Source organism: Natronomonas sp. EA1, from assembly GCF_051195035.1.
Taxonomy (GTDB): domain Archaea; phylum Halobacteriota; class Halobacteria; order Halobacteriales; family Haloarculaceae; genus JBNTJV01.
In genome coordinates this window covers 68,644-88,466 of the sequence record NZ_JBNTJV010000007.1, presented here as the reverse complement: position 1 = coordinate 88,466, position 19,823 = coordinate 68,644, and the positions used below count along the sequence as shown (strand labels likewise).

Below are 19,823 nucleotides of genomic sequence, written 5' to 3'. Positions count from 1 at the left end.
CGGATATATCCCGCGTGAGGAGAACACGCATACATGGTCGAAATCGGCGAGGAGGACCTCGGATACGCGGACCGCATCGCGGCGAACGCCGACGTGCTGAAGAGCGCGTGGGAGGGGACCATCGCGGACATGAACGCGCTGGCCGAGGAGTACGAACAGGAGGGGTGGGACACCTTCACCGTCGCCGCCGGCGACGTCGGCCCCGAGAACCCCTCCTCGGGGCAGGAGGGGCGGTGGGGGCTCGTCCACGTCATCCCGAACAACTTCGCCGAGGGGTTCGAGGCCGCCTTCTCGAAGGGGGCGTTCCCGGAGTACGACGTGTTCCGGCAGGAGGCGGACGGCAACGTCTTCCACGTCATCGTCCTGCGTGACCCCGACTCGAAGACCGCCATCTTCCTCGCCGGCCAGTACGAGCTCATGTTCGCGGGGCCGCTCGTGCGAACGGCGAAGAAGGAGGGAGAGATGTACACGCACGTCCAGCTGTTAGACGAGACGCACATCGCCTCCTTCCGGCACTCCGACCCCGAGAAGTTCTTCCCCCACTACGAGGAGTTCGACGACTACGTGGACTACGACCCCATCAGCGACGAGGAGTAGCGCCGCGTCCCCCCTTTCGTTTTCTCCGCGCGTACGCGACCCCGACGACCCCGAATCGGGTGTAAACGCCGCACACGAAGTGCAAGGACTTAGTACGACGGCGCTCCCACCCCACGGTATCATGAAAATCGCCGACGTGATGACCCCGCGGGAGTCGCTGGTGACCGTCTCCATCCCCGGCACCCGCGAGGACGCGCTCGAATACTTCCAGGAGTACGAGTTCTCCTCCGTCCCCGTCGTGAAGGAGACGGACGACGGCGAGGAGTTCCGCGGGCTCGTCACCCGCGATATGCTCATCGCGGAGCCGGAGGAGGACCAGCTCGCGCTGCTCGTCGAGGAGGTCCCGACCGTCGATGTGGACGCGACGATGGCGGAGCTGGCCGCGCTGATGCGCGAGACCGGCGCGCGCCGCGTTCCCGTCCTCGAGGGCGGGGAGCTGACCGGGATCGTCACCATCACCGACGTGGTCCGCGCCATCGCCGAGGGGGCGGTCGGTGGCGAGGGCGCCATCGGGGAGCTGGCGGGCCACGCCGTCAACACCGTCTACCGCGGCACGCCGCTGCCCGTCGCCGAGCGCCAGCTGGCGTACGCCGACGTGGCCTACGCCGTCGTCCTCGACGACGAGGGGACCCCCGAGGGGATGCTCACCGAGGTGGACATCGTCGCCGTCGCCCGCATCGTCGAGGGTGAGGAGAACGCCGGCGACGCCATCGCCAACCAGGACGACGAGTGGATGTGGGAGGGCATCAAGGCCGTCGGCTCCCGCTACATGCCGACCCGGAACGTCGAGTTCCCGGACGACCCCGTCAGCGAGTTCATGAGCAGCGAGCTCGTCACCATCTCGAAGCGCCGCACCCCCCAGGAGGCCGCGCGGGTGATGATCCGCGAGGACATCGAGCAGATCCCCCTCCTGAGCGGCGACGAGCTCGTCGGTATCGTCCGCGATATGGACCTCCTGGAGGCCCTCGACGCATGAGCGAGCTGGAGCGCGTCGGCGAGCTCGCCCGTCGTCGGGGCTTCTTCTTCCCCGCCAACGGCGCGTACGGCGGTGTCGCCGGCTTCTACACCTACGGCCCGCAGGGTGCGGCCCTGAAACGCAACATCGAGGACGCGTGGCGCGACCGCTACGTCACCCAGGAGGGCCACATGGAGGTCTCCGCCCCCGACGTGATGCCCGAGCCCGTCTTCGAGGCCTCCGGGCACTTAGAGGGGTTCGACGACATGATCATCGAGTGTCCCGCGTGTGAGACCTCCCACCGCGCGGACCATCTCGTGGAGGACGCGACCGACATCGAGGACGCGGAGGCGCTTCCCTTAGAGGAGGTGGAGGCGCTGTTCGAGGCGCACGACCTCGAGTGTCCGACCTGCGGGGAGTCCCTTGCGGGGGTGCCGGTCGAGGACTTCAACCTCATGTTCGCCACGGACATCGGTCCCGGCTCCGCCCAGCCCGGCTACCTCCGGCCCGAGACGGCACAGGGCATCTTCGTGGAGTTCCCGCGATTGAAGGAGTACGCCCGCGGCCAGCTCCCGTTCGGCGTCGCCCAGGTGGGCAACGCCTACCGGAACGAGATCTCGCCGCGACGGCAGCTGCTTCGGGTGCGTGAGTTCACCCAGGCGGAGTTGGAGCACTTCATCGACCCCGAGCGCGACGAGCCGGACCTCTCGCGGGTCGCGGACGTGGAGCTCCCGCTCTACTCCGCGGAGAACCAGCACGCCGAGGACGGCGGCATCGAGTACGTCACCGTGAAGGAGGCCGTCGAGGAGGGGATCGTCGGCTCCGACTGGATCGCCTACTATCTCGGCATCTCGCTCGACTGGTACGAGCGCATCGGCGTCGACATGGACCGGTTCCGATTCCGCCAGCACCTCGCGGGCGAGCGCGCCCACTACGCCGCGGACTGCTGGGACGCGGAGTCCGAGATCGGCGGCGACTGGATCGAGATCACGGGGTTCGCCTACCGGTCGGATTACGACCTCTCGAAACACGGCGAGTACTCGGGCGACGACTTCACCGTCTTCCGCGCCTACGACGAGCCGAAGACGGTCGAGCGGGCGAGCGTCGACCCCGACATGTCGACGCTCGGCCCCGAGTACGGCGGCAAGGCCGCGGACATCGCCGAGGCGCTCCAGACCCTCGCGGAGACCGACCGCGAGGCGTTCGAGGGCGACACCGTCACCGTCGAGGTCGACGGCGAGGAAATCGAGGTGGCGACGGCCGTGGCGAACTTCAGCGTGGAGGAGGTCACGGAGTCGGGTGAGCATATCACGCCGCACGTCGTGGAGCCCTCGTTCGGTATCGGCCGCATCCTCTACACCGTCGTCGCGCACGCCTACCGGACGGACGAGGTGGACGGCGAGGCGCGCGACTACCTCTCCTTCCCCGCCGAAGTCGCCCCCACGACCGTTGGCGTCTTCCCGCTGATGGGGAAAGACGGCCTCGACGACCGGGCACACGAGATCGCCGCGACCCTGCGGAGTGCCGGCTTCGACGTGGCGTACGACGAGTCCGGCAACATCGGGCGGCGCTACCGCCGGCAGGACGAGATCGGTACGCCCTACTGCGTCACCGTCGACTACGAGTCGCTGGAGGACGACACCGTCACGGTGCGGGAACGCGACTCCACCGAGCAGGCCCGCGTCGCCATCGACGAGCTGCCGGCGACGCTGACCGCGCTCCGGATGGGGAGCAAATCGCTCTCGGATCTCTAGGCCCGTGCGCCCGGAGGTCGAGCGCCGACTGGTCCACGCCGCGGGAGCCGTCTTCCCGCTCGCGTACGTGAGCGGTGTGTTGACGTGGACCAACACCGGCAGACTCCTCCTCCTCGCGAGCGCGGTGGCGCTCGCGCTCGAAGCCCTCCGCCTCTCACAGCGCCTCGAGCTCCGCATCTTCGACCGGCTCACCCGCGAGTACGAACAGGACCACCTCGCGGGCTACGCGCTGTACGTGCTGTCGATGACGGCGACGGCGTGGCTCTTTTCCCCCGCGGCCGCGGTGCCGGGAATGCTGATGCTCGCGGTCGCGGACCCGATCTCTGGCCTGTTGAGCACCGGCGAACTCCGTCCGATAAAACGGACGTTCGTCCTGCTCGCGATGTTCGGCGTCTGTACGCTCCTCGCGCTCCCGTTCGTCTCGTCCGTGCCGGCGATTCTGGGGGGGCTCGCGGCGACCGTCGCCGACGGCGTGAAGCCCGTCGTCCGGGGCTACGTCGTCGACGACAACCTGACGATTCCGCCAGCTGCGGCCGGGGCCATCACCCTCGGGCTTCGGTTCGCCGGGTGACCCAGCGCTCGACCGGGTCGGAGTGGCGCATCAGCACCGTTCCGAGGACGCTCATCACGAGGACGTAGCCGACTGCCAGCGCGACGATTCTGCTATCGACCCCCGCCTGTACCGCGAGTGCGGCGATGACGAGCGAGAACTCCGCGCGGGCGACGAGCCCGAGTGCCACCCTGGTAGAGCGCCGGGTGTCGAGGCCGTACGCCCGGCCCCCCATGTAGCCCGAGGCGAGCTTCGAGGCCGTCGTGGCGACGACGAGCACGGCGAGCGGGAGCGCCACCGCCGGGAGCAGTCCCGGGTTCGTGTCGAGGCCGATGGCGAGGAAGAACACCGCGGCGTAGAGGTCCCGCTCGGAGGTGATGACCCGCTCGACGCGGTGGGCCTGTTCGGTCCCGCCGATGGCCGCGCCGAGGAAGAACGCGGCGACAGCCTCGCTGACCCCCGCGGCGAGCGCGAGCCCCGAGACGAGGACGGCCATCCCGACGATGCGCAGGAGGAACTGCTCGTCGGAGTCCGTATCGAGCAGGCGTTCGAGGATGCCCGTCCCCTTGAACGCGAGGACGGTGAGCGCGACGATGACGGCGATGGAGATGGCGAGCGAGATCGCGGAGCCCTCCGGCGAGCCACCGAGCGCGACGGCCGCGAGGACGGCGAGGTAGACGGCGACGGCCACGTCCTCCACGATGAGGACGGTGAGGATGGCCTCGGCCTCGGGGTCCGCGATCCAGCCCAGATCGATGAGCGTCTTCGTGATGACGGCCGACGAGGAGATGGTGACGATTCCCGCGACGAACAGCGACTCGAACAGCGTGAAGCCGAGTACGACCCCGACGACGAGCCCCACCGTCCCGTTGATGAGGAGGTCTGCGCCCCCCGCGCGCACCACCCGCTTTCGCGCCGCGAGCAGGCGGTCGAGGTTGAACTCCAGGCCGATGAAGAAGAGCAGGAAGACGATCCCGAGTTCCCGGAGGAGAACGATGAACTCCCGCGTCTCGACGAGACCGGCACCGAACGGCCCGACGAGGATGCCCGCGAGGATGTACGCGGGGATGACGGACTGGCGGGCGCGCAAGGCGATGGCGCCACCGAGCGCGAGCACGGCGAAGACGATGCCTGCCTCCAGCAGGACCGATCCCCCGACCGACGCCATCAGCAGCGCTCGGCGAGGGCGGCGTGTTCCTCGCGGGTCCCCAGCCCGACGAGCACGTCACCCGCCTGCAGGGTGAAGTCGGCGTCGGGGTTCGGATGCGTGTCGGGGCCGCGCTGGACCGCGATGACGGAGACGCCCGTCTCCCCCCGGAGGTTCGTCTCGCCGAGCGTGCGCCCGACGAGCGGCGAGTCGTCCGGGACCTCCGTCCACTCGATGATGGAGTCGCCGAGGGGGACCGAGAGATCCTCGGTGGCGACGCTCTCGAAGTAGGCTCCCGAGAGGATGCTCCCCAGCTGGCGGGCCCGCTCGCTGGAGAGACCGAGCAGTTTCTCCGAGTCCGCGTCGGGTGAGGGGCGTTTGAACAGCTCTCTGCGGCCGTCGTGGTGGATGAGGACGACGGCACGCGCCCCATCGTCCATCTCGAGTTCGAACTTCCGACCGACGCCGGGAACGTCGGCTTCGTAGACGGTCATACCCCCGCGTTCGGCGCAGGGGTGCATAAAATCGGCCCACCATCGGGTCGTTCACTTTCACCCCGGTGGGCGAATCCTTATTCGCGGTGAGGCGGAAGGAGGGGTAATGGCGGCATCGGACGCCGGGACGGAGTACGTCGAGGGACCCCTCCTCACGCCCGGCTTCATCGAGCATCGCTCGTATCAGGTCACGCTCGCGGAGGCCGCGAGCGACGACCACACCCTCGTCTGTCTCCCCACAGGATTGGGAAAGACCGCGGTCTCGCTGCTCGTCACCGCGGACCGGCTCGCGACCTGCGGCGGGAAGGCGCTCATGCTCGCGCCCACCAAACCGCTCGTCCAGCAGCACGCCGCGTTCTACCGCGAGGCCCTCGAGATTCCGGACGACGAGATCGTCGTCTTCACGGGCGACGTACGCCCCGACGACCGCGCCGAGTTGTGGAACTCCGCGCGAGTGATCATGGCGACCCCGCAGGTCATCGAGAACGACCTCGTGGGATCGCGCATCGACCTCGCGCCCGTGACGCATCTCACCTTCGACGAGTGTCACCGCGCCACCGGCGACTACGCCTACAACTACATCGCCGAGCGCTATCATTCGGACGCGGACCGCCCGCTCGTCACCGGCATGTCCGCGAGCCCGGGTGGTGACAAGGAGGCCATCCTGCAGGTGTGTGAGAACCTCGGGCTGCGGGAGGTGGAGGTGATGACGGAGGACGACGCCGACGTGGCCGACCACACCTACGACACCGAGGTGGAGTGGATCCACCTCGACCTCCCAGAGACGGTCCTCGAGATCCGGGACGCGCTGAACGAGGTCATCACGGACCGGCTGGAGAAGCTCAAGCAGCTGGGCGTGACGAACTCGACGGACCCGAACATGTCCCAGCGCGATCTGAACGAGATGCGCGGCCAGCTCCGCCGGCTGATGGACAACGACCAGTCGGAGGGGTATCAGGGGATGAGCGCCCACGCGGAGATCATGAAGCTCCGGCGCGCGACGGAGCTCGTGGAAACGCAGTCGGTGGAGTCGCTTCGTCGGTACTTCGAGCGCCAGCGCGAGGCCGCGAAAACGTCAGGGGCGTCGAAGGCCAGCCAGCGGTTCGTCTCCGAGCCCAGGGTGCGGGAGGCGATGCGGCTCGCCGACCAGTTCGACGACCTCCACCCGAAGTTCAGGCGGGCGCGCATCCTGCTGGCGGAGACGTTCGGGCTCGCGGACGGGGAACGCGCCATCGTCTTCACGGAATCGCGGGACACGGCGGAGTATCTCACGGAGTTCCTCGGCGAGCACTTCTCCACGCACAAGTTCGTCGGGCAGGGCGACAAGCAGGGCTCCGACGGGATGACCCAGACGGAACAGCAGGAGACCCTCGATAACTTCAGAGCCGGGGAGTTCCAGGTGCTCGTCTCGACATCGGTCGCGGAGGAGGGGCTGGACGTGCCGGACGTGGATCTGGTGCTGTTCTACGAGCCCGTTCCGAAGGGGATCCGCTCCATCCAGCGGAAGGGGCGGACGGGGAGAGCGAGCGAGGGCCGGGTGGTCGTCCTCATCGCGAACGACACCCGCGACGAGGCGTTCTTCTGGATGTCCCGCCGCGAGGAGAAACGCATGCAGTCGGAGTTACGTGAGCTGAAGGGCGTGGCTGACAGCATCGAGGCGGAGCTGGGCCAGGAGTCGCTCGAGTCGTTCGCGGGGGAGCGGTCGGAAGAGACGCCAGACGAAGAGGAAGAAAACGCCAGCGAGGAGACGGCCGCCACGAGTGCGTCATCGGACGCGAACTCCCCTTCGAAATCGGGCGACGGCCAGGCCGGGCTGGACTCCTTCGCGCCGGCGGAGTCGGGCGAGGAGGCCGAGACGGACGCAGCCGAGTCGGAGAGCGACGAGGAGAGTATCGAGGACGACCGCGTCGTCGCCAGCGCGGGCACCGACGACGACCAGGTCGAAATCGTCGTCGACCAGCGCGAACTCGACTCGCACATCGCGCGGGACCTCTCGACGCGCAAGGGCATCCGCACCCGCCTCGAAACGCTCCAGGTGGGCGACTACATCCTCTCCGACAGGGTCGTCGTCGAGCGCAAGAGCGTGGAGGACTTCCTCGATACCCTGCTCGGAAGCGACCGCTCGATGTTCGAGCAGGTGGGGGAGGCCGGGCGGTTCTACTCCCGGCCCGTCGTCATCATCGAGGGCGGAGACCTCTACGGCGCTCGGAACGTCCACCCGAACGCGATTCGGGGGGCACTCGCCTCCCTCGCCGTCGACTTCGGCGTGAGCATCCTCCGCACCGCGGACGAGGGGGAGACCGCCGACATGCTCGAAACCATCGCCAGACGCGAACAGGAGACGCGCGACCGGTCGGTGAGCGTCCACGGGCAGAAGGCCTCGAAAACGCTGGCAGAGCAACAGGAGTACGTCGTCTCCTCCATCGCGGAGGTCGGGCCGGTCACCGCGCGGGCGATGCTCGAGCACTTCGGAAGCGTCGAGGCGGTGATGACCGCCGAGACGGAGGACCTCCTGGAGGTGACGGGCGTGGGCGAGGTGACCGCAACGCGGGTGCGGGAGGTCGTCGGCTCGCGGTACGACGCCTAGCGCAGCGCGTCGAGGGCCTCGGCGGCCTCCTTCGCCGCCTCCAGATAGGCGGTGGCACTCCGGGGGTCCTCGGCCCCCTCGGCGCGTTTCGCCATCCGCGTGAGCGTGCGGGTGAGCGACGCGCGGGCGGCCGCGAGGTCGTCCTCGGCGTCGGCATCGACAGCCGGCGAGGCGGGCTGGCGGTTCGTGGTGGGTGTCGGCTCTGGGGTCGGTTCGGGAGCCGGCTCCGCGGGCTCCTCGACCGGTGTCGGCTCCGCTGCTGTGGGAGCGTCGACCGATTCGGTAGCCCGGTCGGGCGTCGGCTCGGGCGTCGGTTCGGCGGTCGGCTCCTCCCCCGCCTCCGCAGGCGGTTCCTGAGCGTCCGGTGCGGGCTGGGCGTCCGTCGGCTGGCTCGCCTGCCCGCTCTCCTCGACCGCCACGCCGGAGCCGCACGTGGGACAGAACTCCTCACCGTCCTGTCGGAAGATGGGGTCCCCGCAGCGCTGGCAGTGGTGGTTCGTCATCGTCGCTCCCTTCAGGAGGAGTTCGGACATGCGCTCCGTCGCCTGGCGCTTCTGTTTGTCGCGTTCGAACTTCTCGCGGAGCTTCTCGCGTTCCGCCTCCTTGTCGAACTCGCTCATATGGGAGCGAAGGTGGCGGGAACCGAAAAGAACTGCGGCGCCGGGGCGTCGCCGATAACGCTTTAGGCTCGCCGCCGAACGGGTCGGTATGCTCTCCGAGCAGACGTGTCTCGTGACGGGGGCGTCACGCGGCATCGGCCGGGGAATCGCGTTAGAACTGGGCGAGACGGGCGCGAACGTCGTCGTCAACTACCGGTCCTCGGACGAGGAAGCACAGGAGGTCGTCGAGGAGGTCGAAGCTCGCGGCGGGAACGCCATCACCGCCAAGGCCGACGTGGCCGACTACGAGGAGGTGGGCCTGATGCGCGAACGGGTCCACGACGAGTTCGGCGAGGTCGACGTGCTCGTGAACAACGCGGGTATCACCGTCGACAAGAAGTTCGAGCACATGAGCCGTGAAGACTGGGAGCGCGTCATGCGCGTCAACCTCGGCGGCGTGTTCAACTGCACCAAACACTTCTTCGAGGACGTCCGGCAGGCCCACGAGGGCCGGCTCATCAACATCTCCTCGGTCGTCGGCCAGCAGGGGAACTACGGGCAGGCCAATTATGCGACGACGAAATCCGGGCTGTTCGGCTTCACCCGCACCATCGCCCTCGAACTCGCTTCGGAGGGGTCGACCGCGAACTGCGTCGCCCCCGGCTTCGTCGCCACGGACATGCTGGAGACGGTTCCCGAGCGCGTCAAGGAGAAGATCCTCCGGCGCATCCCGCTCGACCGGTTCGCCACCGTCGAAGACGTCTCGGGTATCGTCCGCTTCGTCGCCAGCGAGGAGTCATCCTACATGACCGGCCAGATCCTCGCCGTCAACGGCGGCATGGAGTGGTAGGGTTCTTGCCCCTCGACTAACTACGAGGGGGTAATGGACGCGCCGCTGTGGACCGACGAGTACGCCCCCGCCATCGCGGACCTCCCCCAGGCGGACATGCGTGAGTATCTGAGCCGGGCGAGCGCCGAGCCCATCAACCTCGTGCTCTACGGCCCCCGCGGCGTCGGGAAGACCGCCGCGGCCCGCGCGCTCGCCCGCGAGGCGCACGACGACCCGGACAACGACCTCGTCGAGATCAACGTCGCCGACTTCTTCTCGCGGACGAAAAAGCAGATCCGCAACGACCCCCGGTTCGAGCACTTCCTCGCCGGGCGCTCCCGGATGTCGAAGCGGGATATGATCAACCACGTCCTCAAGGAGTCGGCGGCCCATCCGCCGATGTCGGGGACGTACAAGACCGTCCTCCTCGACAACGCCGAGGAGATCCGCGAGGACTTCCAGCAGGCACTCCGGCGCGTGATGGAGCAGTACGCCCAGAACACGCAGTTCGTCATCGCGACGCGCCAGCCCTCGAAGCTCATCCCACCCATCAAATCCCGGTGTTTCACCGTCCCGATGCCGGCGCCGACGCACGCGGAGACGGTGACGGCGCTCGAACGCGTCGTCGACCTCGCCGGGGTAGCGTACGACGACGACGGGCTGGAGTACGTCGCGGGCTACGCGGGCGGCGACCTCCGGAAGGCCGTGCTGGGCGCTCAGACCGCCGCGGAGCAGGCCGACGCCGTCACGATGCAGGCCGCCTACGACGCGCTCGGCGACATCGGCGTCACAGGCGACGTAAAGGAGATGCTCGCCGACGCCGAAGCGGGTGAGTTCTCGTCGGCCCGCTCCGCGCTCGACGACCTCCTCTTTTCGGAGGGCTACTCCGGCGACGAGGTGCTCCAGGAGATCCTCACCGCGGGGCGGAGCAAATATAATGGACGAGAGCTCGCGCGGCTCTACCAGCTCGCGGGCGAGGCCGACAGGGACATGGCGGAAGGGCAGAAAGCGCGGGTCCACCTCTCGCGGCTGCTCGCGGAGCTCGGCGCCTAATCCAGGACGTGGACGTGCCGGTCGAGCGACCGGTGGACGCGCTTTCGGAAGGTTTCTCTCACCGTCCAGCCGGCGGCTTCAGCTTCCGTGACCCACGAGCGGTCCGCGACGAGGACGCCGCGGTCGGCGATCCGTCGGGTCTCACGGAGGGCGTCGCCCACGAGGTCGGACAGCGAGTCGTGCTCGATCTTCGACTGTCTCCCGTAGGGCGCGTCGAAGACGACGGCGTCGGCCGCGCCGTCGCGGTAGGGAAGGCGGGTGGCGTCACCGCGGGTGAGATGCCAGTCGGCCAGCTCGGCGCCGAGGGGGGAGTCCTCGGCGAAGTAGTGTTCCAGATTGACCCGCGCGCCCTCGACCATCTTCTTCTGGGCGTCGTTGCCGAGCACGCGCGCGCCGAGGAGCGCGGCCTCGCTCAGGATGCCGCCCGTCCCGCACATCGGGTCGAGGATGGTCGCGCCGGGGCGCGCGCCGGCGATGTTGACCACCGCGCGGGCGAACAGCGGGTCCATGCTCCCCGGCTGGAAGAACGGTTTCTTCGTGGGCATCCGGTCGCCGAAATCCCGCACCGATTCGGCTTCGAGCCAGCCGAGCGCACAGACGCCCTCCGAGAAGCACGCGCGGAGGGTGTGGTCCGGGTCGTCGAGGTCGACCGAGAAGCCCCGGTCGACGAGGACCCCGCCGAGGTCGCGTTCCGCGCGCGCGGTGGAGACCCCGGTCAGCCCGCGCACGTCGACCGCGCGCACGGCGATGGAGCCCTCGCGGTCGAGGCCCGCAGCCTCGAGGGTGGCCACGGCGCTCTCGATATCGGGGTCGCAGGTGCCCACGAGCCGCGAAACGCGGTGGGTGAAGGCGAGCCCGCGCACGCGGTCTGAGACCCCCCGTGCGGTGGCGAGCCCGGGGGCGAGTCGCTCGACGGCGGAGCAGGCGCTCGCGGCCTCGCAGGCTGCGAAGGCGTCGTCCTCGCCACCGAGTTCGAGCAGATACACACCCCGACTCGGGGCAGCGAGAAAAAGAGGCTACCGGCTCGCCGGGGGCGGCGCGAACTGGCCGGGCGTGCGACCTGTCAGGGAACACCACGTACATTTATAAACCTTAAATACGTGTTTTAAGTCGACTATGGACGACCCCAAGGAAACCATCAACATCGAGAACGTGGTCGCCTCGACGGGTATCGGGCAGGAGCTCGACCTGCAGAGCGTGGCGATGGACCTCGAAGGCGCGGACTACGACCCGGAGCAGTTCCCCGGCCTCGTCTACCGCACGCAGGACCCGAAGTCGGCAGCGCTCATCTTCCGCTCCGGCAAGATCGTCTGCACCGGTGCCAAATCGACCGACGACGTGCACGAGAGCCTGCGAATCGTCTTCGACAAGCTCCGTGAGCTCAACATCGAGGTGGAGGAGGACCCCGAGATCGTCGTGCAGAACATCGTCACGTCGGCGGACCTCGGCCGTAACCTCAACCTCAACGCCATCGCCATCGGCCTCGGCCTCGAAAATATCGAGTACGAGCCGGAGCAGTTCCCCGGCCTCGTCTACCGCCTCGACGACCCCGACGTGGTCGCCCTGCTGTTCGGCTCCGGGAAGCTCGTCATCACCGGCGGCAAACAGCCCGTCGACGCGGAGCACGCGGTCGACAAGATCGTCTCCCGGCTCGACGAGCTCGGGCTCCTCGGCAACTAACGCCCTCTCTCTCCGTTCTTTCGCCCGCTCGAGCACCCGCTTTCGGAACCTCCATACCGCTCGCGAGGCTACCGCCGCTATGCTCGCACAGGTGGACGCGACGGGCGGGGGCCTGCTCGCGCTCGTCGTGACGTTCCTCGTGACGACCCTCTTTTACGCCGTGACGCTGCATCTCGCGGCCCTCTTCTTCATCGGTGAGGTCCCCTCCCAGCGCGCGGCGACGGTCGCGCCCGTCCCCGCCGCGGTGTCCATCCTCCTCCAGCAGTACGGCATCGCCGCCGCGCCGGGGGTCCTCGCCGGCTACGGCGTCGCCGTCGCGCTCGTGATGACGTTCATCGCGGACATGCTGGCGATCAGCGTCGTCTACCGGCTGAAACTGAAAAGCGCGTTCCCGCTCACGATAATCCACCTCGCGTTCGCGGCGGGGCTGGGGTTCTCGCTGGCGAACCTCCTCGGGTTGCTGTAGCTACTCGACCAGCCGCTCGATCTCGGTGACGAGAATGTCGCTCGCGCCGGCCTGCTTGAGCCGCGTGATGGTCTCGAACACCTCGCGTTCGTCGACCACGACGTGGACGGCGACGGCGTCCTGCCCGTCGATGTCCATGACGGTGGGGCCGCCCATCCCCGGGATCACGTCCTCGACTTCTTTCAGCTGCCCTTCGGGGACGTTCATCATCAGGTAGCGCTTGCCGTCCGCGGCGAGGACGGATTCGAGCGCCGTGGCGATCTGCTGGACCTTCGGGTCCTCCGCCACCTCGGGGTTGGCGTAGAGGTGCACCGACGAGGAGAGCACCTCGTCGACGATGGCCAGCCGGTTCATCTTCAGCGTCGTCCCGGTGGAGGTGATGTCGATGATGGCGTCGGCGATGTCGACGTGGGGGGTGAGCTCCGTCGCCCCGGACACCTCCACGATGTCGGGCGAGACGGGCTTGTCGGCGAAGTACTGCTTCGCGATGTTGGGGAACTCCGTGGCGACGGTGCCGCCCGCGAGCGCCTCCACGCTCTCGATGGGGCCGTCCTCCGGGGCCGCGAGGACGAGCCGGCACTTCCCGAAGTCCAGGTCGAGCAGGTCGACGAGGTCCGTCTCGCTCTCGTGGACCTGGTCACGGCCGGTGATGCCGATGGCCGCGGCGCCGTCCGCGACGTACTCCGGGATGTCGGCCGCGCGGGCGAACAGCACGGTCACGTCGGGGTCGACGGTGTCCGCGTAGAGCTTGCGGTCGGCCCCGTTCTCGATGTGGAGCCCCGCGCGTTCGAGCAGGGCGATGGTCGGGTCGTGCAGGCGGCCCTTGTTGGGCACGGCAATCCTCATTGGCCGGGGTTGGGCGTCGCCGGCGAAGGGTCTTTCCCCTCACTCGCGGCGTACGAAGAGTTCGCCCGCGAGTGGCCCGCCGAACACCAGTCCCATCGCGACGGCGAGCAACAGGGCCGCGAGCCCTGCCAGAAGATCACTCGGGAGCGACGCCGCGACCGCGAGTACCGGGTCCGGGTTCAGGTCCGTGGCGAGCCGTCCGAAGACGCTGAGTTGATAGCATCCGAGCGACAGAACCGCAAGCGAGAACACCCAGAGCCCGTAGGCGGGGACGACGCGGAACGCAGTACCTACCCGGTCCTCCCGGGCCGCCCGGTTGTCGAGGCGGGCGGCGTAGCGTCGCCACAGCCATCCACCGATGAGAGCGACCGCAGCGAGGGAGACGAAGAGGCCGAACAGTGGGTACGCGAGCATGGTTCGTGTTCTCGGGACGTGGGCAAAACCGTTCCCCGAACCGTGAGGGTCATGGCCCGTGCGCGGAAAGCCCCGGTATGAGTCTCACCATCGAGGGCGGGCGGGTGCTCCACCCCGACCACGCTATCGAGGAGGCCGATGTCTACATCGAGGACGGCGTCGTTCGGGAAATCGGCGACGACGTGCCCGCCGGCACGGAGTCGCTGGACGCCGAGGGAGGCCTCGTCATGCCCGGGCTCGTCAACGCCCACGGGCACGTCGCGATGACCCTCCTCCGGGGATACGCCGACGACAAACCCCTCCAGGAGTGGCTGACGGAGGATATCTGGCCCATCGAGGGGGAGCTGAAACCCGCGGACGTACGGGCGGGCGCGGCGCTCGGCGCACTGGAGATGATCAGGTCGGGGACGACGGCGTTCGCGGACATGTACTTCCACGTCCACGCCGTCGCGGACGCGGTGGCGGAGGCCGGGCTCCGGGCCCGAATCGGCCACGGCGTCGTCACCCTCGGAAAGGAGGCGGCCGAGGCGCGCACGGACTTCGAGGAGAGCCTGCGCGCGGCCGACCAGCTCCAGGGGGCCGCGGACGGCCGCATCACGACGGCCGTGATGCCCCACGCCCCACACACGGTGGGGACCGAGTTCTTAGAGGAGTACGTCCCCAAAACGCGCGAGGCCGGCGTCCCGCTCCACTTCCACCTGAACGAGACGCACGACTATCTGGCGCCCATCGCTGCGGAGACGGGACAGACCCCCGGAGCGTACGCGGACGACCTCGGGATGCTCACCGAGGAGGACTGGGTCGCCCACGGCGTCCACGTCTCCGACGAGGAGATCGACCTGCTCGCCGAGCGCGGGACGGGAGTCGTCCACTGCCCCGCCTCGAACATGAAACTCGCCTCGGGGATGGCCCCGATTCAGAAGATGCTCGACGCCGGGGTCACCGTGGGGCTCGGCACCGACGGCGCGGCGTCGAACAACGACCTCGACATGTTCGACGAGCTGCGCGACGCCGCGATGCTCGGCAAGCTCGCCGCGGACGACGCGAGCGCGGTCGACGCCGGAACGGCCGTGGAGATGGCGACGCAGGGCTCCGCGCGCGCGACGGGCCTCGGGAGCGGGCGGCTGGAGGAGGGGGCGGCCGCCGACTGCATCGTCGTCGACTTCGAGGCCCCGCATCTCACCCCCCCCCACGACCTCGTGAGCCATCTCGCGTACGCCGTCCGCGGCTCCGATGTGCGCCACACGGTCTGTGACGGAGAGGTACTGATGCGCGAGCGGGAAGTGCTGACGCTGGACGAGAAACAGGTGCGCGAGGAAGCCGAGCGGCGCGCGATGCGTGCCGTCGACCGGACGTGAGAACCCGGAATTAAACGCCGAGGATCGTTTTTAAACGCTCTAACCGCCGTAGAACTTCCACTATCAGCGGTGTGAACGGGTCGAACGAAGTGAACGAGAATCCCGGTTTATCCCCCTGCCAGTCGACGGGAGAGACGTGATGCAAGGGAACTCGAAACTCTTCGCGCTGGTCGCCTCGGCGCTCATGGTCGTGAGCGTCTTCGGCGTCGGCGCGGTCGGTGCGACGGCAGCGGCGAACGGTGAACTGGATGTCGGCGTCTCGCAGGGCGAGGACGTCACGGTGAGCGTCACGTCGAACGGGACGGCCGTCGAGGGCGCGAACGTCTCCGTGACGACGAGCGGGAACTACTCCGGGACCGGTGACTACACCACGGGCGCGGCGGGGACCGTCTCGCTCCCGAGCCCCGAGGAGAACGTCACCATCAGCGTCACCGCGAGCTACGAGAACATGACCGCGTCCACCACCGCGGACCTCGTCGCTGGCGGAAACGCCACCAACGAGACCAACGAGACCAACGAGACGAGCGAGTTCGAGTACGACGGCACGGGCCCGTTCGGTGAGGACGTGGCCGCCTTCGTGCAGTACGCGCAGTCGTACTCCAACGAGTCGAACTACACGGTCGGCGAGCTGGTCTCGCAGTTCGTCACCACGAACAACCCCGGCCAGTCGCAGAAGGCAACCCACCCGGTCTTCGGCGGTGACGACGACGGCAACGAGACCGACGAGAACGAAACCGAGGTCGACGACGACCGCCGCGGCCCGCCGGCCGACAAGGGTCCGAACAAGGACAAGAAAGACAAGCCGAAGGGCAAGCCCGCACACGCGGGCGGTGACGACGACGAGGCGGAAGACGAGGACGAGGACGACGAGGAGGAGGACTCCGGTCGTCCCGACCACGCCGGCAACGGGAACGGCCCGAAGAACTAACGACACGGCGTATCGCGTCGCCGACCCCTCTTTCTCCCGGTAGCCGCGTGCTGCCGGATATCCTGCTTCTCCCGGTAGCCTCGCGCTACCGAATATCCTGCTTCTCCCGGTAGCCTCGCGCTACCGAATATCCTGCTTCGGTAGGGTTTTCATCCGCCTGTTCGACTCATCGGTATGAGCTATCCACCCATCAGCGAGCAGGTCGAGGACCTCGACGCGGCTCGCGCGGAGGGCCACCGCAAGATCGAGTGGGCCCGCGAGCACATGCCCATCCTCGCGGCGCTCCGCGAGGAGTTCGAGGCCGACCAGCCGTTCGCCGGCCAGGTCATCGGCATGGCGATGCACGTCGAGGCGAAGACGGCGGCGCTCACCCAGCTGTTGGCCGACGGTGGCGCGGAGGTCGCCATCACCGGCTGTAACCCCCTCTCCACCCACGACGACGTGAGCGCGGCGCTCGACGAGCACCCGCGAATCACCTCCTACGCCAAGCGCGGCGTCGACGACGAGGAGTACTACGCGGCGATCGAGGCGGTCATCGCCCACGAGCCCACCGTCACCGTCGACGACGGGATGGACATGGTCGCGGCCATCCACGAGGACTACCCGGAGCTCATCGACTCCATCATCGGCGGGTGTGAGGAGACGACCACGGGCGTCCACCGCCTCCGCGCGATGGACGACGACGGCGCGCTGCGCTACCCCGTCTTCGCCGTGAACGACACCCCGATGAAACGGCTGTTCGACAACGTCCACGGCACCGGGGAGTCCGCGCTCGCCAACATCGCCATGACGACGAACCTCTCGTACGCCGGGAAGACGGTCGTCGTCGCGGGCTACGGGGACTGCGGCCGCGGCGTCGCCAAGAAGGCGAAGGGCCAGAACGCCCACGTCATCGTCACCGAGGTCGAGCCCCGGCGCGCCCTCGAAGCCCACATGGAGGGGTACGAGGTGACGACGATGGCCGACGCCGCCGAGCGCGGTGACGTGTTCATCACGACGACGGGCAACCGCGACGTCATCACCGCCGAGCATTTCGAGCGGATGAACGACGGCGTCGTCCTCGCCAACGCCGGCCACTTCGACGTGGAGGTGAACCTCGATGAGCTCTCCGCGCTCGCCGTCGAGGAGCGCGAGGCCCGCGACGGGGTTCGTGAGTACGAACTCCCGAACGGTAACCGCATCAACGTCCTCGCGGAGGGGCGGCTCGTCAACCTCGCGGCCCCCACCGCGCTCGGCCACCCGGTCGAGGTGATGGACCAGAGCTTCGGCGTGCAGGCCGTCGCGGTCCGCGAACTCGTCGAACACGGCGACCAGTACGAGGCTGGCGTCCACGACCTCCCCGACGAGCTGGACAGGGAGGTCGCCGAGATCAAACTCGCCGCCGAGGGCGTGGAGTTCGACACCCTCAGCGAGGAGCAGCGCGAGTACATGGGCTCGTGGGCCCACGGGACGTAAGCACCGCAGGGAGCGGAGCGACTGAGGAGCACAGCGAGTCAGGCACGGCGAGCGGGCGAGGGCTTTGCAGGTGTACGCGGACTGCGCGACGAACCAACAGCGAGCTTTGCAGACGTTCACGACAACGCGCAAAACGAGAGCGTTCGAACCCGTTCAAAGAGTCCAGTTTCACCGCGCTGTCCGGCCGTTTAAGACCCCGGACGCCTCCCATCGAGTATGGTCAACACGAACTCGAAGGGGAACCGCCGCGAGCGGGAGCTCGTCAACCTCCTCGACGAGCGTGGGTTCGCGGTGATGCGGGCGCCCGCCTCCGGCGCGGCGACGGAGCGCGAACTCCCCGACGTGCTCGCCGGCAACGGGGAGCTGTTCTACGCCATCGAGGCGAAGGCCTCCGCCGGCCGGCCCATCTACCTCACCGGCGAGGAGGTCGAAGCCCTCGTCTACTTCTCGCGGAACTTCGGAGCCAAGCCGAGAATCGCGGTGCGGTTCGACCGGGAGGACTGGTACTTCTTCCACCCCGCGGACCTCCACACGACGGACGGGGGGAACTACCGCGTGAAGAAGGAGACGGCGCTCGCATCCGGCGTCGACCTCGCGGAGCTCACCGGCGAGTCGACGAAGGTGACGCTCGACGAGATCGCGGTGGAGAAGGCGGATTCAGGCCCGGACATCGCGGAGATTCTCAACGCGGTGAAACAGGGGGCGATCTCGGTGGAGGAAGCGAGCGAGATGCTGGAATAACTTTTCACGCGCCTGCCCGTCCTCCCGCTATGCGCGTTCCCCGCCCCTCCACTCGTGCCGCCCTCCTCGTTCTCGTCGGCGTCCTCGTCCTCGCGCAGCCGGTCGTGGGCAACGGTCCCGGTCCCGAGACCGCGTACGTCTACGAATCTGCCGAGCTCGATTTCGACGACAGCGAGGCCGTCGAAGCCCTCTACAGGCATCCCGAGGTGCAGTATCTCATCGACCAGCGCGACCTCGTCCGCGAGGCCGCGAACGAGACGGTCGAACGGCCCGCAGACGAACTCACGGACGCGGAACGGGCGCTCGCGACCCGTCGGTTCGCCGCGGACGACCACGGCGACCAGTATTACCGGCTCCGGGGGAGCGTCGAAAACAGGACGTTTAGGCTCGATGCGGAGCGCGTTTCCCCCCGGACCGTCGCCGACGCGCTCACGGTCGCCCGGCTCTCGGACCCGGTTCGTGACGCTGCGAGAACGGGGCAGGCGGTGAGCCGCTCGATGCTGGCGACGGGCGTCGTCGAGACCGCGGACGGCCCCGTCCTCGTCTACGAGGCCGGCACGACGCAGGTCAGGGACCCGTGGCTCTACGTGAAACTGCCGGCGTACGCGCTGGGCGCGGTGTGTCTCGTGCTCGGGTTACTGGGTGGAAGAACGCGAATCAGCGGATGAACTGCTGGTCCAGTTCCTCCAACCGGGAGCGGGGGAACGCGTAGCGTTTCCCGTCGAGCACGGATGTTCGCGCCGAGTCGCTGAAGGGGTAGACGGCCTCGACGACCACGTCGGCGGCGGGATACCCGCGATTAGTGGCGTGGTCGGCGACGGTCGAGCCCACCCCCTCCAGGAACCACTCGTCCGCGCGGCGGTCGGTGGCGCGGGCGACGACGAGCAGGTCGCCGGTCTCGCGGTCCCGGACCACGTCGCCGGGCTCGAGCCGACAGCGGTCGCAGAGCGCCGGCCCCGCCTCGGGGACGAAACTCGGGCGGTCGCAGGCGGCACAGGTCTCCCGCACGCGCCCGGGCGGCGCGACGTTGCCGAGCGTGACTTCGAGGGCGACCCGGCGGAGGTGTTTACAGCGCTCGCGGCGCAGTTCGTGGTCGGGACAGGAGCAGTCGCTTCTCGCTAAATCGACGGTGTACTCGTTGCCCGACTCGCTTTCCACGCGGTAGCGGCCCCTCCCCATGGAAGAGACGGCCATCGACTCCGTCCACGCGCGGACGGAGCGGGCGTCGAGCTCCGAGAGGTCGGGGGCGAGCGGGCGTTTTCGCGGTGACGCTGGTGTGTGTTCGGGAGGCGTCATGATCTGTGGTGGCGCGGTGCCGTTCCACCCGAAAGAAGGGTCTCAGTGGAGGTAAATCGCTCGTCCGTTCACGT

Annotated in this window: 21 protein-coding genes; 14 read left to right on the top strand and 7 right to left on the bottom strand. The window is 68.4% G+C overall.

From position 1 onward, the window contains the following. Window positions 1–33: 33 nt before the first annotated feature. From ACQUQR_RS16980 to ACQUQR_RS16965, 4 genes are all read left to right on the top strand, one after another. Window positions 34–597: a DUF7529 family protein gene (locus ACQUQR_RS16980; protein WP_435197585.1), complete on the top strand. Its 564-nt coding sequence runs from the start codon at window positions 34–36 to the stop codon at window positions 595–597. 121 nt (window positions 598–718) lie between these two features. Then, entirely contained in the window at window positions 719–1,573 is an 855-nt protein-coding gene (locus tag ACQUQR_RS16975; RefSeq protein WP_435197584.1) for a CBS domain-containing protein, read from the top strand. Continuing rightward, window positions 1,570–3,306 carry a glycine--tRNA ligase gene (gene glyS / locus ACQUQR_RS16970; protein WP_435197583.1) on the top strand — a complete coding sequence of 579 codons (1,737 nt, stop codon included), beginning with the start codon at window positions 1,570–1,572 and terminating at the stop codon, window positions 3,304–3,306. The genes ACQUQR_RS16975 and glyS overlap by 4 nt, the downstream gene beginning before the upstream one ends. A gap of 4 nt (window positions 3,307–3,310) precedes the next feature. Further along, the gene (locus ACQUQR_RS16965; protein ID WP_435197582.1) at window positions 3,311–3,877 is read left to right on the top strand and encodes a dolichol kinase; all 567 of its coding nucleotides are present in this window, start codon (window positions 3,311–3,313) and stop codon (window positions 3,875–3,877) included. Here ACQUQR_RS16965 and ACQUQR_RS16960 read toward each other — a convergent pair. Further along, complete coding sequence (locus ACQUQR_RS16960; protein WP_435197581.1) at window positions 3,849–5,024, bottom strand: cation:proton antiporter; 1,176 nt, start codon at window positions 5,022–5,024, stop codon at window positions 3,849–3,851. The genes ACQUQR_RS16965 and ACQUQR_RS16960 overlap by 29 nt on opposite strands. Then, complete coding sequence (locus ACQUQR_RS16955; protein ID WP_435197580.1) at window positions 5,024–5,497, bottom strand: cation:proton antiporter regulatory subunit; 474 nt, start codon at window positions 5,495–5,497, stop codon at window positions 5,024–5,026. The genes ACQUQR_RS16960 and ACQUQR_RS16955 overlap by 1 nt, the downstream gene beginning before the upstream one ends. Window positions 5,498–5,603: 106 nt before the next feature. On the opposite strand from ACQUQR_RS16955, the gene ACQUQR_RS16950 reads away from it, so the two are divergent. Beyond that, the gene (locus tag ACQUQR_RS16950) at window positions 5,604–8,084 is read left to right on the top strand and encodes a DEAD/DEAH box helicase (protein WP_435197579.1); all 2,481 of its coding nucleotides are present in this window, start codon (window positions 5,604–5,606) and stop codon (window positions 8,082–8,084) included. On the opposite strand, the gene ACQUQR_RS16945 is transcribed toward ACQUQR_RS16950, so the two are convergent. Next, the gene (locus tag ACQUQR_RS16945; RefSeq protein WP_435197578.1) at window positions 8,081–8,704 is read right to left on the bottom strand and encodes an Sjogren's syndrome/scleroderma autoantigen 1 family protein; all 624 of its coding nucleotides are present in this window, start codon (window positions 8,702–8,704) and stop codon (window positions 8,081–8,083) included. The two genes, ACQUQR_RS16950 and ACQUQR_RS16945, sit on opposite strands and share 4 nt — an antisense overlap. 88 nt (window positions 8,705–8,792) lie before the next feature. On the opposite strand from ACQUQR_RS16945, the gene fabG reads away from it, so the two are divergent. After that, window positions 8,793–9,533 carry a 3-oxoacyl-[acyl-carrier-protein] reductase gene (gene fabG / locus ACQUQR_RS16940; protein WP_435197577.1) on the top strand — a complete coding sequence of 247 codons (741 nt, stop codon included), beginning with the start codon at window positions 8,793–8,795 and terminating at the stop codon, window positions 9,531–9,533. Between the two features lie 33 nt (window positions 9,534–9,566). Beyond that, window positions 9,567–10,565, top strand: a complete 999-nt coding sequence (locus tag ACQUQR_RS16935) for an AAA family ATPase (protein WP_435197576.1) — start codon at window positions 9,567–9,569, stop codon at window positions 10,563–10,565. Here ACQUQR_RS16935 and ACQUQR_RS16930 read toward each other — a convergent pair. Then, a complete protein-coding gene (locus ACQUQR_RS16930) occupies window positions 10,562–11,551 on the bottom strand; it encodes a methyltransferase domain-containing protein (protein ID WP_435197575.1) in 990 nt (329 codons plus the stop codon). The genes ACQUQR_RS16935 and ACQUQR_RS16930 overlap by 4 nt on opposite strands. 130 nt (window positions 11,552–11,681) lie before the next feature. Between ACQUQR_RS16930 and ACQUQR_RS16925 the strand changes: the two genes are divergently transcribed. Next, complete coding sequence (locus ACQUQR_RS16925) at window positions 11,682–12,245, top strand: TATA-box-binding protein (RefSeq protein WP_435197574.1); 564 nt, start codon at window positions 11,682–11,684, stop codon at window positions 12,243–12,245. Between the two features lie 79 nt (window positions 12,246–12,324). Next, window positions 12,325–12,711, top strand: a complete 387-nt coding sequence (locus tag ACQUQR_RS16920; protein WP_435197573.1) for a DUF7473 family protein — start codon at window positions 12,325–12,327, stop codon at window positions 12,709–12,711. On the opposite strand, the gene hisG is transcribed toward ACQUQR_RS16920, so the two are convergent. Together hisG and ACQUQR_RS16910 are read right to left on the bottom strand one after the other, a co-directional pair. Continuing rightward, window positions 12,712–13,557 carry an ATP phosphoribosyltransferase gene (hisG, locus tag ACQUQR_RS16915; RefSeq protein ID WP_435197572.1) on the bottom strand — a complete coding sequence of 282 codons (846 nt, stop codon included), beginning with the start codon at window positions 13,555–13,557 and terminating at the stop codon, window positions 12,712–12,714. A gap of 39 nt (window positions 13,558–13,596) precedes the next feature. Then, window positions 13,597–13,971, bottom strand: coding sequence for a hypothetical protein (locus tag ACQUQR_RS16910; RefSeq protein WP_435197571.1), 375 nt, complete (start codon window positions 13,969–13,971; stop codon window positions 13,597–13,599). A 77-nt stretch (window positions 13,972–14,048) separates the two neighbouring features. Between ACQUQR_RS16910 and ACQUQR_RS16905 the strand changes: the two genes are divergently transcribed. From ACQUQR_RS16905 to ACQUQR_RS16885, 5 genes are all read left to right on the top strand, one after another. After that, window positions 14,049–15,329, top strand: coding sequence for an amidohydrolase (locus tag ACQUQR_RS16905; protein WP_435197570.1), 1,281 nt, complete (start codon window positions 14,049–14,051; stop codon window positions 15,327–15,329). 139 nt (window positions 15,330–15,468) lie between these two features. Continuing rightward, entirely contained in the window at window positions 15,469–16,257 is a 789-nt protein-coding gene (locus ACQUQR_RS16900; protein WP_435197569.1) for a hypothetical protein, read from the top strand. 174 nt (window positions 16,258–16,431) lie between these two features. Next, window positions 16,432–17,712 carry an adenosylhomocysteinase gene (locus ACQUQR_RS16895; protein ID WP_435197568.1) on the top strand — a complete coding sequence of 427 codons (1,281 nt, stop codon included), beginning with the start codon at window positions 16,432–16,434 and terminating at the stop codon, window positions 17,710–17,712. A 216-nt stretch (window positions 17,713–17,928) separates the two neighbouring features. Next, a complete protein-coding gene (gene hjc, locus ACQUQR_RS16890) occupies window positions 17,929–18,453 on the top strand; it encodes a Holliday junction resolvase Hjc (protein WP_435197567.1) in 525 nt (174 codons plus the stop codon). 29 nt (window positions 18,454–18,482) lie between these two features. Then, a complete protein-coding gene (locus ACQUQR_RS16885) occupies window positions 18,483–19,121 on the top strand; it encodes a hypothetical protein (RefSeq protein WP_435197566.1) in 639 nt (212 codons plus the stop codon). Here the strand turns inward: ACQUQR_RS16885 and ACQUQR_RS16880 are convergent. Then, on the bottom strand, window positions 19,111–19,749 hold the full coding sequence (locus tag ACQUQR_RS16880) for an SWIM zinc finger family protein (protein WP_435197565.1): 639 nt from the start codon (window positions 19,747–19,749) through the stop codon (window positions 19,111–19,113). The genes ACQUQR_RS16885 and ACQUQR_RS16880 overlap by 11 nt on opposite strands. Window positions 19,750–19,823: the final 74 nt, after the last annotated feature.